Annotated in this window: 15 protein-coding genes; 7 read left to right on the top strand and 8 right to left on the bottom strand. The window is 67.2% G+C overall.

What is annotated here, in order from left to right; genetic code table 11:
- Positions 1–93 precede the first annotated feature (93 nt).
- The 4 genes from GV832_RS00780 to GV832_RS00765 form a co-directional block, all read right to left on the bottom strand.
- The gene (locus GV832_RS00780) at positions 94–1287 is read right to left on the bottom strand and encodes a multidrug effflux MFS transporter (protein WP_168772903.1); all 1194 of its coding nucleotides are present in this window, start codon (positions 1285–1287) and stop codon (positions 94–96) included.
- A 1-nt stretch (position 1288) separates the two neighbouring features.
- The gene (locus GV832_RS00775; RefSeq protein ID WP_168772902.1) at positions 1289–1738 is read right to left on the bottom strand and encodes a metal-dependent hydrolase; all 450 of its coding nucleotides are present in this window, start codon (positions 1736–1738) and stop codon (positions 1289–1291) included.
- Positions 1738–2367, bottom strand: a complete 630-nt coding sequence (locus GV832_RS00770) for a DsbA family oxidoreductase (protein WP_168772901.1) — start codon at positions 2365–2367, stop codon at positions 1738–1740. The genes GV832_RS00775 and GV832_RS00770 overlap by 1 nt, the downstream gene beginning before the upstream one ends.
- 103 nt (positions 2368–2470) lie before the next feature.
- A complete protein-coding gene (locus GV832_RS00765) occupies positions 2471–3679 on the bottom strand; it encodes an MFS transporter (protein WP_168772900.1) in 1209 nt (402 codons plus the stop codon).
- A gap of 53 nt (positions 3680–3732) precedes the next feature.
- Between GV832_RS00765 and GV832_RS00760 the strand changes: the two genes are divergently transcribed.
- Both GV832_RS00760 and GV832_RS00755 read left to right on the top strand, forming a co-directional pair.
- Entirely contained in the window at positions 3733–4356 is a 624-nt protein-coding gene (locus tag GV832_RS00760; protein ID WP_168772899.1) for a DNA-3-methyladenine glycosylase family protein, read from the top strand.
- Positions 4353–5012, top strand: coding sequence for an alpha/beta hydrolase (locus tag GV832_RS00755; RefSeq protein WP_168772898.1), 660 nt, complete (start codon positions 4353–4355; stop codon positions 5010–5012). Before GV832_RS00760 ends, GV832_RS00755 begins: the two co-directional genes overlap by 4 nt.
- 274 nt (positions 5013–5286) lie before the next feature.
- Here GV832_RS00755 and GV832_RS00750 read toward each other — a convergent pair whose 3' ends face one another.
- From GV832_RS00750 to GV832_RS00735, 4 genes are all read right to left on the bottom strand, one after another.
- Positions 5287–6462: an ammonium transporter gene (locus GV832_RS00750; protein ID WP_168773115.1), complete on the bottom strand. Its 1176-nt coding sequence runs from the start codon at positions 6460–6462 to the stop codon at positions 5287–5289.
- Positions 6463–6955: 493 nt separating this feature from the next.
- Positions 6956–7429, bottom strand: a complete 474-nt coding sequence (locus GV832_RS00745; RefSeq protein ID WP_168772897.1) for a CinA family protein — start codon at positions 7427–7429, stop codon at positions 6956–6958.
- A 60-nt stretch (positions 7430–7489) separates the two neighbouring features.
- Complete coding sequence (locus GV832_RS00740; protein WP_168772896.1) at positions 7490–8068, bottom strand: phosphatidylglycerophosphatase A family protein; 579 nt, start codon at positions 8066–8068, stop codon at positions 7490–7492.
- An 87-nt stretch (positions 8069–8155) separates the two neighbouring features.
- A complete protein-coding gene (locus GV832_RS00735; RefSeq protein ID WP_168772895.1) occupies positions 8156–9280 on the bottom strand; it encodes a bifunctional 2-C-methyl-D-erythritol 4-phosphate cytidylyltransferase/2-C-methyl-D-erythritol 2,4-cyclodiphosphate synthase in 1125 nt (374 codons plus the stop codon).
- Positions 9281–9515: 235 nt separating this feature from the next.
- On the opposite strand from GV832_RS00735, the gene dusB reads away from it, so the two are divergent.
- The 5 genes from dusB to ntrX all read left to right on the top strand — a co-directional run bounded on the left by dusB (position 9516) and on the right by ntrX (position 16647).
- The gene (gene dusB / locus GV832_RS00730) at positions 9516–10484 is read left to right on the top strand and encodes a tRNA dihydrouridine synthase DusB (protein ID WP_354001911.1); all 969 of its coding nucleotides are present in this window, start codon (positions 9516–9518) and stop codon (positions 10482–10484) included.
- A complete protein-coding gene (locus GV832_RS00725) occupies positions 10481–11545 on the top strand; it encodes a two-component system sensor histidine kinase NtrB (RefSeq protein ID WP_168772893.1) in 1065 nt (354 codons plus the stop codon). Before dusB ends, GV832_RS00725 begins: the two co-directional genes overlap by 4 nt.
- Complete coding sequence (locus tag GV832_RS00720) at positions 11546–12916, top strand: response regulator (protein ID WP_168772892.1); 1371 nt, start codon at positions 11546–11548, stop codon at positions 12914–12916.
- Between the two features lie 87 nt (positions 12917–13003).
- Positions 13004–15262, top strand: coding sequence for a sensor histidine kinase NtrY-like (locus GV832_RS00715; protein WP_435531734.1), 2259 nt, complete (start codon positions 13004–13006; stop codon positions 15260–15262).
- The gene (ntrX, locus tag GV832_RS00710; RefSeq protein WP_168772891.1) at positions 15259–16647 is read left to right on the top strand and encodes a nitrogen assimilation response regulator NtrX; all 1389 of its coding nucleotides are present in this window, start codon (positions 15259–15261) and stop codon (positions 16645–16647) included. Before GV832_RS00715 ends, ntrX begins: the two co-directional genes overlap by 4 nt.
- The last annotated feature ends 91 nt before the right edge of the window (positions 16648–16738 follow it).

The following is a 16738-nucleotide window of genomic DNA, read 5'->3' as shown; positions in this document are numbered from 1 at the left end:
ATGAAAAGATGAAGAGAAAGCGGGCGCCGGACCTGATTTCATCTTTTTCCAAATATCCCGGGGTGAGGCCCGCAGGGCCGAGGGGCAGCGCCCCTACTTTCTGAGCAGTCCCGAAAGACCAAAGGCCAGGATCGAGAAGACCAGCGAGCCGATCATCAAGGGCAAGGGCGTGCCGTCGAAGGCCTGGCCCACCGGAATGGCCAGGAGCACCGAGCCCACGGTCGAGGTCGCCGCGATCAAGGACGAGGCAAAGCCCGCGATATGGCCCAGGCTCTCCATCGCCATGGCGTTCAGGTTGCCCATGGTCAGGCCCATGGCGGCAAAGCCGCTGATCGTCCAGAAGAGGAAAAGCGCGAAGGCCAGGTTGCCCGAGACCAGTCCGAAGTGGAAAAGCCCCAGCGTCGCCAGGGTCAGCACGACCTGGGCCCCATAGGCACGGCGGACCATCTGGCGCATGCCGAACCGCACGACGAAGCGGGCATTGATGGCCGATCCGCTCATGGCGCAGACCGCGATCACGGTGAACCACAGGGGGAAGCTGGCCGCACGGTCGAAATACTCGCGGAAGATGCCTTCCATCGAGGAGAGGTTGGCGAAAAGCGCCCCCGCCGTCAGGGCCTGGGCCGCGGTCGAGATGAGCGCGATGCGGTGGGTCACCAGCTCGCGCGCGGCCTGGGCCAGCTTGGACAGCGACAGGGGGCGGCGCGCCTCGGGGGGCAGGGTCTCGACTTGGCGGAGGAGGAACCAGGTGTGGACCACCAGCGAGAAGACCATGAAAACCAGGAACAAGGCCCGCCAGCCCGCCACCAGGATCACGCCCTGGCCCATCAGGGGGGCCACGGCGGGGACCAGGGTGAAGACCATCATGACGAAGGACATGATCCGCGCCATGGCCGAGCCCTTGTACATGTCTCGGATCAACGCCGCCCCCACCGCGCGGGGGCCTGCCGCGCCCAGGCCCATCAGGACGCGGGCGGCGAGAAGGGTCTCGAGCGTCGGCGCCATGAAGCAGACCGCGGCCCCCAGGATGTAGAGCCCCGCGCAGGCCAGCATGACGGGCTTGCGCCCGAAGCTGTCCGACAGGGGGCCCGAGATCAGCGTCCCCACCCCCATGCCGAAGATGAAGCTGGTGATGACCAGCTGCGCCAGGTTGGGAGCATCGGGCGAGAGGCTGGCCGCGATCTGCGGCAGGGCGGGCAGCATCGAGTCGATGGCCAGCGCCACGACCGCGAAGAGCATGGCATTGAGCGCGACGAACTCGCGCTGCGACATCAGGGCTTTGGTCATGTCAGGTTTTCCGGTGGCGCAGGAAAAGGCCTGCCGCCGCAGCCGTGATGCCCAATTCCAGAAGGAAGGTCCAGTGCAGGACGAAAGAAATCACCCAACTGTCATATGTCGCAGGCACTTCGGCCAGGTGGATCATCCTGTCCGACCAGGGCCAGAGCCACATGACATCCCCCGCCACGGTATCAAGGCACAGATGCAGCCAGACCCCGGCAAGGAAGGCCAGCGCCCATCCCAGCCTTGCCCCGCGCAGGACGACCAGCGCCACAAGGCTCACCCCGGCCCAGAAGGCGGGCAGGTGGGTGAAATAGGCGTGGTGGTGGATCCTCCCCCCCTCCAGCCAGAAGCGGATCATGTCGAGGTCGGGAAAGACCGCGCCCGCAAGGCAAGCCGCCATGCGCCATCCCGCGCCCCGGGCCAGGAGATAGCCCGAGGGCAGGTGGGCGATCAGCATCAGCCCTTCTCGGCCGCCAGTTCCGCGATGACCTGGCCCCAGAGCTCGGGCGGCTGCGCGCCGGAGAGGACATATTCATTGGCGATGACGAAGGTCGGCACGGCATTGACGCCGCGCCCCCGGGCATGGCTCTCGCGTGCCAGGATATCGGCGCGGTCGGCATCGGTGGCCAGAAGCCGCGCCATGGCGGCACGGTCCAGGCCCGCTTCCTCGGCGATATCGGCCAGGGTGGCGTGGTCACCGATGTCGCGGCCCTCGACCCAATAGGCCCGCATCAGGGCCGAGACCATGGGCGTCTGCCGCCCCTCGAGCCCGGCCCAATGGATCAGGCGATGGGCGTCCAGCGTGTTGGGGATGCGCTTGGGCGTATCGGGGTCCATCTGCACCCCCGCCTTGGCCGCGATGTCGCGGAAGCGCTGGTGGATCTGGTCCAGTTGCGCCGCACCGAAACGGCGCGAGAGGTAGTCGCGCTTGTCCACCCCGCCCTCAGGCATATCGGGGTTCAGCTGGAAGGGATGCCATTCGACCTCGAACGGGTGGTCGGCATGGGCCTCCATCGCGCGGTCGAGATTGGCCTTGCCCAGGTAGCACCAAGGGCAGACGGGGTCGGAGAAGATATCAAGCTTCATGGGGCTCTCCCTTTTATGCGGGTTTTCCCGATGCCTGACGCAGGGTCAAGCGCCAAGCGGTGAAAATCCGCGGCATGGGCGCAAGGCTGCTAGTCGGCACCAATCACTCCGGGCGGCGGAAGGCCAGCCAGATCAGCGAGCCGCCCGCCAGGATCAGGAAGGGCAGCATGGCGAGGTTGACCGCCTGCCAGCCCGCGATGACCGAGGAACCCGAGCAATTCATCAACCCGCCCGATGACATCGAGGCGATGGTCACGCCGCCAAAGACCAGGAAATCGTTCAGCCCCTGCATCTTGCCGCGCTCTTCGGGGCTGTGGGAGGCCGTCAGCATCGTGGTCGCCCCGATGAAGCCGAAGTTCCAGCCGATGCCCAGAAGGATGAGGGCCACGAAGAAGTTCTCGAGCTCGACACCCGCGATGGCAACGGCTCCGGCGGCAGCCAGGATGAAAAGGCCGATGCCCATGATCTTTTCCACGCCAAAGCGGGCGATCAGGTTGCCGGTGAAGAAAGAGGGCACGAACATGGCCAGCACATGGGCGGCGACGACATTGGCGGCATCCGAGGTCTGATAGCCGCAGCCCACGACGGCGAGCGGCGATGAGGTCATCACCAGGTTCATCAGCGCATAGGACACGGCGGCCACGATCACCGCCACTCGGATGCGCGGGTCGGACAGGAGCTGGCGGCGCGTGCGGCCTCCGGCGGCGCCCTTGTGCTGGACCGGGGTCGGGATCTTGAGCAGGAAGAACAGCCAGACGAAGACCAGGTTCAGCGCGATGACGGTCATATAGCTGCCGAGGAAGGGAACAGCGGCGGATTCGGCGGTCAGCTTGACGATCTCGGGGCCAGTGATGGCGGCGACAAGGCCCCCGGCGGTGACCCAGGAGATGGCCTTGGGGCGGAAGGCGGCGCTGGCGGTGTCAGCGGCGGCAAAGCGGAAGAAGCCTTGGCTTGACTGGTAGATGCCCGAACAGAAGGCGCCCAGGAGGAAGAGCGGGAAGGACCCCAGCGACAGGGCCAGGGCGCAAAGGGCGGCGCCGGCCATGCCGCCCATGGTGCCTGCGATGAAACCGGCGCGGCGGCCGTAGCGCGACATGAGGGCGGAGAGCGGATTGGCGCTCATCATCGAGCCCACGACGGTCGCGGTGATGGGCAGCGTTGCCAGGCAGGCATTGGGTGCCAGCATCTTGCCCGCAAGACCTCCGATGGTGAAGATCAAGGGCATCTGGGCGCCAAGCGTGGCCTGGGCCAGGATCAGCACGATCAGGTTGCGTTTGGCGAGGGAGTCGTCAGGTTGGGCTGCGCTTGTCATGGGGACAGGCGTAGAACGACATTCTCCGCACCACAAGGGGCTGAGGGGGGGACATGAGGATCATTCAGGGGCCGGAGGACCTGGCCGAGGGGGCGGAGTGGCTGGCCCGCGCTTGCCCGGTGATGGCGGGGGTCCTGGCGCGGGTCGGGCCCTTGCCCCTGCGCAGGCGTCCGGATGGGTTTGGCGCGATCCTCGATGCGATCGTGGGCCAGCAGGTCTCGACCGCTTCGGCTGCGGCGATCTGGGGGCGGCTTCAGGCGGCGGGGATGGTGGAGGAAGGGGCGGTGGCTGCGGCCGAGGAGGAGGCGCTTCGGGCGCTTGGCCTCTCGCGGCCGAAAGCGCGCTATGCCCTGGCCGTGGCGCGGGCGGGGGTGGATTGGGCGGCCTTGCGCGACATGCCCGACGACCAGGTCATCGCGCGGCTGGTGGCGCTCCCCGGGGTCGGGCCCTGGACGGCGGAGATCTATGCGATGTTCGCCCTGGGAAGGGCGGATGTGCTCGCCTCGGGCGATCTGGCGCTGCAAGAGGCGGCGCGGGTGGCCTATGGGCTGGAGGCGCGGCCGAAAGCGGCGGAGCTTGCCGAGATGGCCCGGGCCTGGAGCCCTTGGGCAGCGGTTGCGGCCCGCGCGCTCTGGGCTTACTACCGCGCCGTCAACCAGCGCGAGGGCATCAGGTGAGCAGGATATTGCGATTCGGCCGCAAGGCGGCGGCCAATGGCCAGGCGAAGAGCCTGGTGGTCTTTGTCCATGGCTATGGGGCGGATGGGTCCGACCTTCTGAGCCTCGGCGATGTCTTGGGCGATCACCTGCCCGACACCGCCTTCGTGGCGCCCGATGCGCCCGAAGCCATCCCCGGCGCGCCCTTTGGCCGCCAGTGGTTCGGCATCCCCCGGTTCGACGGGACATCTGAGGAGCGGGCGCGGGCCGGGCTTGCGGCCTCCTCCGAGGATCTGAACGCTTTCATCGACCAGCGCGCGGGTTACGAGGGGATCGGCGCGGATCGGGTCGTCGTGGTGGGCTTTTCACAGGGCGCCATGCTGTCCTTCAACGCGATCCCGATGCGGGAGGCGCCGGTGGCGGCGGTCGTGGCGATCTCGGGGCAGCTTCTGCATCCGCCGGGTCTGGCCGTGGCGGTATCGAAGCCGCCCTTCCTGGTCATGCATGGCGACGAGGACGAGGTCGTGCCCTTCGCCTCGATGGCCGAGGCCTGCAATGCCTTGGTCGAGAACGGCTTTCCGACCTATGGCCATGTGATGGAGGGGACGGGCCATGGCATTGCGCAAGACGGGCTGGCGCAGATGCTGGGCTTCATCCGGCAGGTCCTCGGTGGCTGAGGGCTGAGGATTATACAGTGCAAGGCCGTCTGCTTACGGGGTAAGTGGGTGGCCTTATGCTGTAAGGGTGGGCAAGCTGCGGGGCGGAGACCCGGGGTATACCCCGGGCTACGCGGGGAGACGGGTGCGTCTCTCCTTGAAGGGGGGCGCTTGCCGAGAGGGAGGGGCCTCGCCTTCGGCTCGGCCCGCGCGGCGGCCCCGGCGGGGGCGCGGGCCTGGCGGCCCGGCGCACTGGGGGGCGCCCCCAAGGGGGGGAACGCCGCGCCCTCCCGGCTCAGGAGTTCATCTCGTAGGCACGTTCGCCATGGACGGAGAGGTCGAGGCCGTTGACCTCGGTCTCGGCGTCGACGCGGAAGCGGGTCAGGGCGGCGCAGAGCTTCACCAGGGCAAAGGTCACTGCGGCGGTCCAGAGGCCGACCACGACCAGGCCGCCGAGCTGCGCGGCCCAGGTGCCTGCGCCAAAGACCGCGACCATGACCGTGCCGAAGATCCCGCCGACGCCATGGACGCCAAAGACATCGAGCGTGTCGTCGATCTTCCAGCGTTGCTTGACCACGATCACCGCCTCTTGGCAGAGAACCCCCGCGACAGCGCCGATCACCAGGGCCTCCCAGGGCGTGACATAGCCCGAGGCCGGGGTGATCGAGGCCAGGCCCGCCACCGTCCCCGTCACCACGCCGATGGTCGAGACGCGGCCGAACTTGATGCGCTCCCAGAGCGCCCAGGAGAGGGTGGCGGCGGCGGCCGAGAGATGCGTCACGGTGATCGCCATGGCGGCCTGGCCATTGGCGGCGAGCGCCGAGCCGCCGTTGAAGCCGAACCAGCCGACCCAGAGCATGCCCGCGCCGATCATCACCATGCCGGGGCTATGCGGCGGCGTGGTCTTGCTGCGGCGCGGCCCGAGGAGGGCTGCGACGATCAGCGCGGCGAGGCCCGCCGTCTCATGCACCACGATCCCGCCGGCAAAGTCGCGCACCCCGGTCTCGCCGAAGATCCCGCCGTCCGACAGGAAGCCCCCGCCCCAGATCCAGTGCGCCACGGGCACATAGACCAGCACCATCCAGAGCCCAGTGAAGAGCAGCGTAAAAGCGAAGCCCGCGCGCTCGACCCAGGCGCCGAGGATCAGCGCGGGGGTGATGACGGCGAAGGTCATCTGGTAGGCGAAGAACAGGATCTCGGGCAGGTTGCCCTTGGCCGTGTTGGCGTCGAGGCCGAGGAGCATGACGCGCGAGAGGTCTCCGATCCAGGGTCCCGGGGTGAAGGCCAGGGAATAGCCGATCGCGAGCCACAGGACCGACATCAGCGCCGCGATGGCAAAGGTCTGGGTGAAGACCGAGAGCACGTTCCGCGCCCGGACGAGGCCGCCGTAGAACATGGCAAGGCCGGGCAGGGTCATGAAGAGGACAAGGGCGGTGGCGATCAGGATGAAGGCCGTGTCGGCCGGGTTGATCTCGGGGGTCATGGCGGCTCCGTTCGCAGGGACTGGGATGGGGTGCCGATTCCGGGCTGCCTTGGAAATGGGCTTTGCGCGCCAGATGGGGTGAAAATGCGGGCGATTTGCGATGTGATGCAAAAATGGGCGGAATGCGGGTGAGGATGACCTTTTGCGGGCGAAATGGGAAGCGCGGTGCCTGGGGGAGGACGCGGGGGGCCAGCCCCCCGACCCCCGCTGGAGAGGGGTGCGACCCCTCTCCAGACCTCTCGCGTTTGGGGTGGAGTTTGGGGGCGGTGCCTGTGGGGAGGACGCGGGGGGCCAGCCCCCCGACCCCCGCTGGAGAGGGGTGCGACCCCTCTCCAGACCTCTCGCGTTTGGGGTGGAGTTTGGGGGCGGTGCCTGGGGGGAGGACGCGGGGGGCCAGCCCCCCGACCCCCGCTGGAGAGGGGTGCGACCCCTCTCCAGACCTCTCGCGGGATATTTCCAAGCGGAAGCCTCGGCGGTGAGGTCAGGACAGGGCGCGGGCCAGAAGGCCGAGCGCGTGGTCGCGGGCAAGGCTGCGGACCTGCGCGCGACCCTGGGGGCCGAAGTCCAGCGTCTCGGTCGCGGTGCCCGCCGGGGTCGCGAGACCGAAGCAGACGCGGCCCTCGGGCTTGAACTCGGAGCCGCCGGGGCCCGCGATGCCGGTGATCGAGACCGCGAGATCGGCGCCCGACTGCCGACGCGCGCCCTCTGCCATCTCGCGGGCGACGGGTTCGGACACGGCGCCATGGGCGGCAAGCGTGGCCGCCAGAACGCCCAGCATCTCGATCTTGGCGGCGTTGGAATAGGTGACGAAGCCCCGGTCGAAGACATCCGACGAGCCCGGGATATCGGTCAGGGCCACGGCCACCAGGCCCCCGGTGCAGCTTTCGGCCGTGGCGATGCGCCAGCCCCGGGCTCGGGCGGCGGCAAGCAGGGACAGGGGGTCGGTTGGCGTCATGGAAAGGTCTCGCTCTGGAGGGCCGGCCTCTCGGGGCCTTGAATGTCGCGGGGCAAGGTGTCAGCGCATCAGCACCAGCGGAATGTGGTAGAGCGCGGCCAGGACCACGCTGGCGAGGCCCGCGAAGAGCCCCGCCCAAAGGTCGTCCTCCATCACCCCATCCGGGGTTCCCTTGCGGTCGGCCCGGCCCACCAGCCAGGGCTTCCAGATGTCGAAAAGGCGGAAGAGCGCAAAGGCAAAGACCCAGGCGGGCCAGGGCAGGTCATGGAAGGCCCCGCCGACCTGGCAGGCGGCCTGCGACAGAAGCCCGCCCGAATCGCAGGTCCAATCCTCCCGCATCCGCGCGAGGAAAGCCGCGCCATTGGCCGAGAAGGTGAAGCCCGCCGTCGGGAACAGCAGGGCCAGCCACTGGCCCGCAACCTCGTCGATCACGACTTCCGAGGGGTCCTCGCCGGGCGAAAGCCGCGCGCGGCAGGCCCAAAAGCCCAGGGCCGTCGCCAGGACCGTGGCCGCCAGCAGAACCCAGAACGAGAGCTTGAAGAGGACGACCCCGACCAGGACCGAAGCCAGGCTGGCCCAGGTGCCGGGGGCAGGGCGCAACTTCCCGATCCCGAAGACGGTGGAGACGAGATAGACCATGACGCGGGGAACTCCTTCAGCCAGAAACCGGCCAACAGTCGGCGGGGCGGCGGTGGGCCTTGGGCGCCGGGGGCGCAGTCGGCGGGATCAGCTCAAAAGCACCGCCGTGGCCAGGGCCGCGATTCCCTCTTCGCGCCCCGTGAAGCCCAGGCGTTCGGAGGTCGTGGCCTTGACGCTGACCCGGGTCGCATCGACCCCCATGATCTCGGCGAGCCTGGCCTGCATCGCCCCGGCATGGGGGCCGATCTTCGGGCGCTCGCAGACGATGGTCACGTCGCAATTGCCAAGATCAAAGCCGCGCGCCCGCGCAAGGCCCATGGCATGGGCCAGGAAGATCGCCGAATCCGCGCCCTTCCACTGCGGGTCGCTGGGCGGGAAATGGCGGCCGATGTCGCCCTCCGACAGCGCGCCATAGATCGCATCGGTCAGGGCGTGCATCGCCACATCGGCATCCGAATGGCCCAAGAGCCCGCGGCCATGCGGGATTCTGACCCCCGCAAGCCAGACATGATCGCCCTCGCAAAAGGCATGGACGTCATAGCCATTGCCCATCCGCACATCCATCGCCCTCGTCCCCTTCGCCATCAGCGCCTCGGCCCTTGCGAAATCACCGGCAAAGGTCAGCTTGAGATTGGTTTCCTCGCCCTCGACCATGGCCACGTCAAGCCCCATCTGCCGCGCGACCTCGACATCATCGGCCGCCCCTCCGCCATGGGCGCGGTGGGCGGCGAGGATCGCGTCATAGCGGAAGCCCTGGGGCGTCTGGGCGCGGTAAAGGCCGGTCCGGTCGCGCGTGCCGGTCACTTGGCCCGAAGCCCCGGTCCAAAGCGCATCGGTCACCGCCAGCGCGGGCGCCGCCCCCGAAGCGCTGTCCAGGGCCCCCAGGACCCGCGCGATCAGGGCAGGAGAGACCAGGGGCCGTGCGCCGTCATGGATCAGGACCCGGGTCACCCCGCGCCCCGCCAGCGCCTCCAGCGCCGCCCGGACCGAATCCTGCCGCGTGGCGCCGCCCTCGACCACCAGCTCGGCGGGCAGACCCTCGGCGCGGGCGCGGTCCCCGGGATGGATGACCAGGACCCGCAAATGGCCTGCAAAGGCTTGCAGCGCATGGGAAACCACGGGTTGACCCGCCAGGAGGCGCCATTGCTTGGGCAGGCCCTCTCCGGCGCGGGTGCCGCGTCCTGCGGCGACGATGATGGCGGCGGTGGTCATGGGGCCTCGTTCCCGGCTTCGGCGCCAACTTAGCCGCGAAAGCCAGCGGGGTCAAAAGCCGAGGCCCGGGGCCGCAATGCGCCTCTATCCGGGCAGGAAGGGCGCGGAAAATGCCGCTGGCCCCGGGGTGCTGCGTAAAATATAGGCATTGCCTGATTTAAAGGCAGGAATGCGCCCGCTTTCCTTGCCTCTGCCCCCAAGCCCCCGCAGATTGCGCTTAACCCGAGGATCCCCCGTGCAGATTGCCAGCCATCCCCTTGCCACCCCCGTTCTTCTCGCCCCCATGGCGGGGATCACCGACCTGTGCTTTCGCCGGGTCGTGGCGGGCTTCGGCGCGGGGCTGGTGGTCAGCGAAATGGTGGCCAGCGAAGAGGTCATGCGCGACCACCCCGAGATGAAGGCCCGGGCCGAGATGGGGGACCATGGCCTGGCCTCGATCCAGCTCATCGGCCGCGAGCCGCATTGGATGGCCGAGGCCGCGCGCATGGTCGAGGCCAATGGCGCGCAGATCATCGACATCAACATGGGCTGTCCGGCGAAACGGGTGACGACGGGGGCTTGTGGCTCGGCGCTGCTCAAGGATCTCGACCAGGCCATGTCCCTGATCGAGGCGGTGGTGGGCGCGGTCAAGGTGCCGGTCACCTTGAAGACGCGGCTTGGCTGGGATGACGACAGCCTCAACGCCCATATCCTGGCCAAGCGGGCCGAGGGCGCGGGCATCCAGATGATCACCATTCACGGCCGCACGCGCTGCCAGTTCTACAAGGGCCGCGCCGATTGGGCCAAGATCCGGGCGGTCAAGGAGGCGGTCTCGATCCCGGTCATTGCCAATGGCGACATCACCGGGGCGAGCGAGGCCCGCATGGCCCTGGAACACTCCGGCGCCGATGGGGTCATGGTGGGGCGCGGGGCGCAGGGCGCGCCCTGGAAGCTCGCCGAAATCGCGGCCGCGCTTTACGGCCAAAAGCCGCCGCGCATCCCCCAAGGCGCCGACCTCGCCGATCTGGTGATCGCCCATTACGAGGCGATGCTGGCCTTCTATGGCCTGCAATTGGGCCTGCGCTGCGCCCGCAAGCACCTGGGCTGGTACCTGGAAGCCGCGGGCCTGCCCCATCACCGCGACGAGGTCCTGACCCTGACCGACCCCGCCGAGGTCATCACCCGCCTGTCCGAGATCTTCACCGAGGAGGCCCGCGCCGCATGACTGACCAGGTCTTCGCCTCTTTGCCGATGCCTGCGCTTCTCGTGGGCAAGGATGACCTGATCACCGATGCCAATTCGGCGGCGGAGACCTTTCTGAACGCCTCGGCCAGGATGCTGATCGGCCATCGGCTGACCGAGAAACTGTCGATCGACATCGACATCCTGGCCTCTTGCGCCAGGGCGCGGGTCAACCAGGCCGATATCAACATCAACGAGGCCCAGGTTGCGACCCATGAACGCGGCTCGGTCCAGGCCCAGATCCAGATCGCGCCGATCCATGACACGGGCTCGCTGCTTCTGATGATCTCGCCCCGGATCATGGCCGACCGGATCGGCCGCGCGCGCCATGCCTCCTCTGCGGCCAAGTCGGCCATCGGCATGGCCGAGATGCTGGCCCACGAGATCAAGAATCCGCTGGCGGGCATCTCCGGCGCGGCGCAGCTTCTGTCGATGGGCCTTACGGCGGAAGATCGCGAGCTGACCGACCTGATCGTCGAGGAAACCCGCCGCATCGTGAAGCTCCTGGAGCAGGTCGAGCATTTCGGCAATGTCCGCCCGCCCGAATGCCGCGCGGTCAATATCCACGACGCCCTGGACCGCGCCCGCCGCTCGGCCCAGATGGGCTATGGCAGTCACATGATGTTCGTCGAGGATTACGACCCCTCGCTGCCCGCCACCTGGGCCGATGCCGATCAGCTGATGCAGGTCTTCCTGAACCTGATCAAGAACGCCTCCGAGGCCTCGAAGGACCGGCGCGGTGTCATCCGGCTGCGGACCTTCTATGACCTGAGCCTCCGCCTGCGCCGCCGCGACGGCACCGGGGCCAGCCTGCCGCTTCAGGTGGAAATCATCGACGACGGCCCCGGCATCCCGCCCGACATCGCCGCCGACATCTTCGAGCCCTTCGTTTCGGGCCGCGAGAATGGCACGGGGCTTGGCCTCGCGCTGGTCTCGAAAATCATCACCGACCATGGCGGATTGATCGGGGTCGAATCTGTCCCCGGCAAGACGGTCTTCCGCATCTCGCTGCCCATGGCGCCCAAGGAAAAGAAGGAGTTGTAAATGGATGGCACGGTTCTGGTGGCGGATGACGACCGCACGATCCGCACGGTCCTGACCCAGGCGCTGACCCGGGCGGGCTGCAAGGTCCATGCCACATCGTCCTTGATGACGCTGATGCGCTGGGTCGAAGAGGGCAAGGGCGACCTGGTGATTTCCGACGTGATCATGCCCGACGGCAATGGGCTCGAGGCCCTTCCGCGCATCAGCCGCATCCGGCCCGGCCTGCCGGTCATCGTGATCTCGGCGCAGAACACGATCATGACGGCGATCCAGGCGGCCGAGGCCGAGGCTTTCGACTATCTGCCCAAACCCTTCGACCTGCCCGACCTGATGAAACGCTCGGCCCGGGCGCTGGATTCGAAACGCCGGGCGGCGGCGGCCGTGGTCAACCCCCCGCGCGAGCCGGGGGACGATCTGCCGCTGGTCGGGCGCACGGGGGCGATGCAGGCGCTCTATCGGCTGGTCGCCAAGGTGATGAACACCGACCTTCCCGTCCTGATCACCGGCGAATCGGGCACCGGCAAGAGCCTGATCGCCAAGGCGATCCATGATTTCAGCGACCGCCGGTCGCAGCCCTTCGTCGTGGCGCAAGCGGCGGATTTGGGCGGCGTCGACGGCATCGCGCAACTGGTCGCCAAGGCCAAGGGCGGCACGCTTCTGATCGACGAGGTCGCCGATTTCGACGAGGACGGCCAGGCGCGCCTGGTGCGGATGCTGGATGTGGCCGACGACCACGCGCCCCGCGTCCTGGCGACCAGCCAGGCCGATCTTGCGGCCAAGGTCGAAGAGGGCAAGCTGCGCAAGGACCTCTTCTATCGCCTGGGCGGGGTCTCTTTCAACGTCCCCCCGCTGCGCGAAAGGGTCGAGGATATCCCGCTTCTGACCGACCATTTCCTCGCCAAGGCCGAGCGCGAGCTGGGCGCCGTGCGCCGCCTGACGCCCGAGGCGCGGGCGATCCTGCGCGCCTTTCCCTGGCCCGGCAACGTGCGCCAGTTGGAGAATGTGCTGAAGCGGCTCCTGGTGACCTCGTCGGAGCCCGACATTTCGGCGGCAGAGCTCGAGGCGACTTTGGGCGGCCCGCAGCCGACCGAGCCCGCCAAGGCCGGGGCGGTCGAAAATGAAAAGCTCTCGCAATCCGTGGCCCGCCACCTGAAGCGCTATTTCGACCTGCACAACGGCCAGCTTCCGCCTGCAGGCGTCTATGACCGCGTCCTGCGCGAAATCGAGCTGCCCCTGATCGAGATCGCGCTTGATGCCACCGCCGGCAACCAGGCCAAATGTGCCGATCTTCTGGGGATCAACCGCAATACCTTGCGCAAGAAGATCACCGATCTCGATATCCGCGTGACTCGGCGTCGCAAGCTGATGTAATCTCGCAACAGGACGCGGCTTTCCGGTGACGTTACCGGAAAGCCGCGCCCTGTGACAAACGGGTCGCAGAACCCGGCGGGAGGTTGATTGAGAAAGACGGCGGAGCCCCGCTGGTTGACGCGCCTGACGCGTCTGCGCCGGCAAAGACAGGTCCAGACCGCGATGGCGCTGGGGCTTGCGCTTTTGGGGCCTGCGCTTGCCGTGGCGACCTTTCTGACCCTTGGGCCCTTGAACCTCGGCGCCTCATCGACGGCGCTGCGCTTGGTGCTTTTGGCCGACCTCGTCTATGTCCTGGTCATCGCGACCATGGTCCTGCGCCGCATCATCCAGATCGTCGCCGACCGCCGCTCGGCCAGCGCGGGCTCTCGGCTTCACCTGCGGCTGACGCTTGTCTTTGCGACCGTCGCGCTGATTCCCACCGTGCTCGTCGCGATCTTCGGCGTTCTGACCGTCAACATCGGTCTCGAGGGCTGGTTTTCCGACCGGGTGCGGGGGGTGATCGGGGCCTCGCTGGACGCGGCCGAGGCCTATGAGGCCGAGCAGACCGCCAACCTGGAGGCCGATGTCCAGGCCCTGGCCGCGCTTCTGGTCCAGGCCCATGACACCCAGGGCCTTGTATCGGATGGAGAAATCCGTTCCGTCCTGGTCCAGGGGCAAAGCCAGATCCAGCGCGGGCTGAAAGAGGCCTACCTGGTTTCGACCAAGGGCGAGATCAGGGTGCGCGGCGACAAGTCCTATCTCTTCGATTTCGAGGCCCCGACCCAGGCCGAGATCGCCCAGGCCGAGGGCGGCTCGGTCGTCATGATCCCCGATTGGCCGAATTCCGAGCTGCGCGCCCTGGCGGACCTTCCGGGCTATCCGGACCGGCTGCTTTACGTCTCGCGCCGGGTGGATGGGCGGATCCTGGGGCTTTTGGACGAGACGCAGGAAACCGCGACGCTTTATCAGCAGCTGGAGGCGGAGCGGGGCAAGATCCTCTTCAACTTCGGCCTTCTATACCTTGGATTCGCTGTGATTTTGATCGTGGCCTCGGTCTGGGGCGGGCTTTGGTTCGCTGAGCGGCTCTCGCGTCCGGTGGGGCGGCTGGCGGGGGCGGCGCAGCGGGTTGGCGCGGGGGACCTCGACGTCCAGGTCCCGGAAGACGAGGGCGAGGACGAGATCGCCATGCTGGGGCGGCTTTTCAACCAGATGACCCGGCAACTGCACGGCCAGCGGAAAGCGCTGGTCGAGGCGCATGACCGGACCGAGGACCGGCGGCGGCTGTTCGACAGCGTTCTGTCCAACGTGACGGCGGGGGTGATCGGTCTGGATGCCGAGGGCCGGGTCGATGTGATCAACCGCGCCGGCCTGCGGCTCTTGGACGTGACGGAGGCATCGGGCAAGACCCTTGCCGATGTGGCTCCGGAGTTTCTTAGCCTTTTCAGCAGGCTGCACGTCGAACTTGGAGCAGCGGTGCAAGACGAAATCCGCCTCTCGCGCCGGGGTCAGCTGGAAAGCCTGCTGGTTCGCATGTCCGAACGGCGCGGTGAGACGGGCGAGGTCGAGGGCTACGTCGTGGCCTTCGACGATGTGACCGACCTTGTCTCGGCGCAGCGGATGGCGGCCTGGGGCGATGTGGCGCGGCGCATCGCGCATGAGATCAAGAACCCGCTGACGCCCATCCAGCTTTCGGCCGAACGCATCCGCCGCAAGTTCAGGACCCAGGTGCAAGAGCCTGATGATCTTGAACAATTGGCCGATGTGATCATCCGCCAGACCAATGACCTGCGCCGGATCGTGGACGAGTTCTCGAAGTTTGCGAGGATGCCCGAACCCGACCGCCGCGAGACTGACCTGACCGCGCTCGTCAAGGCCGCGGTGATGTTGCAGGAAAACGGCCTGCCGGGCGTGCAGTTCATCCGCGACCTTCCCGCGACGCCGGACATGATCGAGATCGACGCCACGATGATCGGCCAGGCGCTGACGAACCTTATCAAGAATGCCGGGGAAGCCATTGACGAACAACGTGAAAAGACTCCAGGGATGGAGCCGGTGATCAAGGTCACTTTGACCGCGTCCGAGACCCATTCCCTGATCCGGATCGAGGACAACGGCCCCGGGCTGCCGCATGATCGCACGCGGCTTTTCGAACCCTATATGACGACCAAGGAAAAGGGCACCGGTCTTGGCCTGCCCATCGTGAAGAAGATCATCGAAGAGCACGGCGGGACCCTGGTCCTGACCGATGCTCCGGTTTTTGACGGCTGCACCCATCACGGCGCGATGGCGGAAATCCGGCTTCCGCGCGCGACGCGGGCCAGGGGGCGCAGTCCAGTTTTGCAAGCCCAGCAAGGAGGGGGAGCATGAGTATCCTTATTGTCGACGACGAAAAAGACATCCGCGAGTTGATCGCCGATATCCTGAAGGACGAGGGCTATGCCGTTCGTATGGCAGGAAATTCCGACGACTGCATGGCGCAGATCAATGCGGAGCCGCCGAGCCTGATGATCCTGGATATCTGGCTGAAGGACAGCCGGATGGACGGGATCGACATCCTCAAGGCGGTCAAGCGCGACAACCCGGACGTGCCCATCGTCATCATCTCGGGCCATGGCAATATCGAGATCGCGGTCGCCGCCATCAAGCAGGGCGCTTACGACTTCATCGAAAAGCCCTTCAACATCGATCAGCTGATGGTTGTGGTCAGTCGCGCGATGGAGACGGCGCGGCTGCGGCGCGAAAACTCTGAACTCAGGCGGCGCGAGGTGACTTCGGCCGAGATGATTGGATCAAGTCCTGCCTTCAAGGTCTTGAAATCGAACATCGAAAAGGTCACCAAGTCCAACGGCCGCGTGATGCTGACCGGGCCTGCCGGTTCAGGCAAAGAGCTTGCGGCGCGGCAAATTCACGCGCAATCGGCCCGCGCCTCGGCCCCCTTCGTCTCGGTCTCTTCCGCCTCGGTCGAGCCGGAGCGGATGGAGGAGGTGCTGTTTGGCCGCGAAACGGCGGATCGTGGCGTGGAAAAGGGGCTTCTGGAGCAGGCCCATGGCGGCATCGTCTATTTCGACGAAGTGGCCGACATGCCCTTGGGAACGCAGTCGAAAATCCTGCGGGTGCTGGTCGAGCAGCAGTTCACGCGGCTTGGCGGGTCGGACAAGGTGCGGGTCGATCTGCGGGTGATCTCCTCCACCTCGCGCGATCTGCGGGCGGAAATCGCCGCCGGCCGCTTCCGGCAAGAGCTTTACGACCGGCTGAACGTCGTGCCGATCCAGGTCCCCTCGCTGGAGGAGCGGCGCGAGGATATCCCCGAGCTGACCGCGCATTTCATCGAGATGTTCCACAAGACCCAGGGCCTGCCCCTGCGCCGCCTGACGCCGGAGTCGGAGGCCGTCTTGCAGACCATGGCCTGGCCCGGCAATGTCCGCCAGCTGCGCAACGTGATCGAGCGGGTCCTGATCCTCGGCGATGGCGCGGGCCCGATCGAGGCGCGCGAACTGCCGCAGCCCGAGGCGCAAAGTGATTCGGGCGCGCGGCTGGTCCTCGGCGGTGCCATGGCGACGCTGCCTTTGCGCGAGGCGCGCGAGGTCTTCGAACGGGAATACCTGCTGACCCAGATCAACCGTTTCGGCGGCAATATCAGCCGGACGGCGGGTTTTGTCGGCATGGAACGCTCGGCGCTGCATCGCAAGCTGAAGTCTCTGGGCGTCGTTTCTTCGGCAAAAGGCGGGGGTGAGGGTGAGGATGAGGTGTAAATAGGGCTGGAATCTCGGGCTTTGCCGTTCCATAGTGGCGCCGGGTGACCCCGCGACAGGGCAGAACGGACCCGCCACAGAGAAAAACAAG

Origin of the sequence: Stagnihabitans tardus (genome assembly GCF_009925085.1) — a bacterium.
Classification (GTDB): domain Bacteria; phylum Pseudomonadota; class Alphaproteobacteria; order Rhodobacterales; family Rhodobacteraceae; genus Stagnihabitans; species Stagnihabitans tardus.
Note: the sequence above shows the minus strand (reverse complement) of the source record. Positions and strands in the feature narration are given on the sequence as shown.

Excerpts from the sequence above, each read along its gene's own strand:
- GV832_RS00780 (WP_168772903.1), bottom strand. The coding sequence starts at position 1,287 with ATGACCAAAGCCCTGATGTCGCAGCGCGAGTTCGTCGCGCTCAATGCC.
- GV832_RS00775 (WP_168772902.1), bottom strand. The coding sequence starts at position 1,738 with ATGCTGATCGCCCACCTGCCCTCGGGCTATCTCCTGGCCCGGGGCGCG.
- GV832_RS00770 (WP_168772901.1), bottom strand. The coding sequence starts at position 2,367 with ATGAAGCTTGATATCTTCTCCGACCCCGTCTGCCCTTGGTGCTACCTG.
- GV832_RS00765 (WP_168772900.1), bottom strand. The coding sequence starts at position 3,679 with ATGACAAGCGCAGCCCAACCTGACGACTCCCTCGCCAAACGCAACCTG.
- GV832_RS00760 (WP_168772899.1), top strand. The coding sequence starts at position 3,733 with ATGAGGATCATTCAGGGGCCGGAGGACCTGGCCGAGGGGGCGGAGTGG.
- GV832_RS00745 (WP_168772897.1), bottom strand. The coding sequence starts at position 7,429 with ATGACGCCAACCGACCCCCTGTCCCTGCTTGCCGCCGCCCGAGCCCGG.
- GV832_RS00740 (WP_168772896.1), bottom strand. The coding sequence starts at position 8,068 with ATGGTCTATCTCGTCTCCACCGTCTTCGGGATCGGGAAGTTGCGCCCT.
- GV832_RS00735 (WP_168772895.1), bottom strand. The coding sequence starts at position 9,280 with ATGACCACCGCCGCCATCATCGTCGCCGCAGGACGCGGCACCCGCGCC.
- GV832_RS00725 (WP_168772893.1), top strand. The coding sequence starts at position 10,481 with ATGACTGACCAGGTCTTCGCCTCTTTGCCGATGCCTGCGCTTCTCGTG.
- GV832_RS00720 (WP_168772892.1), top strand. The coding sequence starts at position 11,546 with ATGGATGGCACGGTTCTGGTGGCGGATGACGACCGCACGATCCGCACG.
- ntrX (WP_168772891.1), top strand. The coding sequence starts at position 15,259 with ATGAGTATCCTTATTGTCGACGACGAAAAAGACATCCGCGAGTTGATC.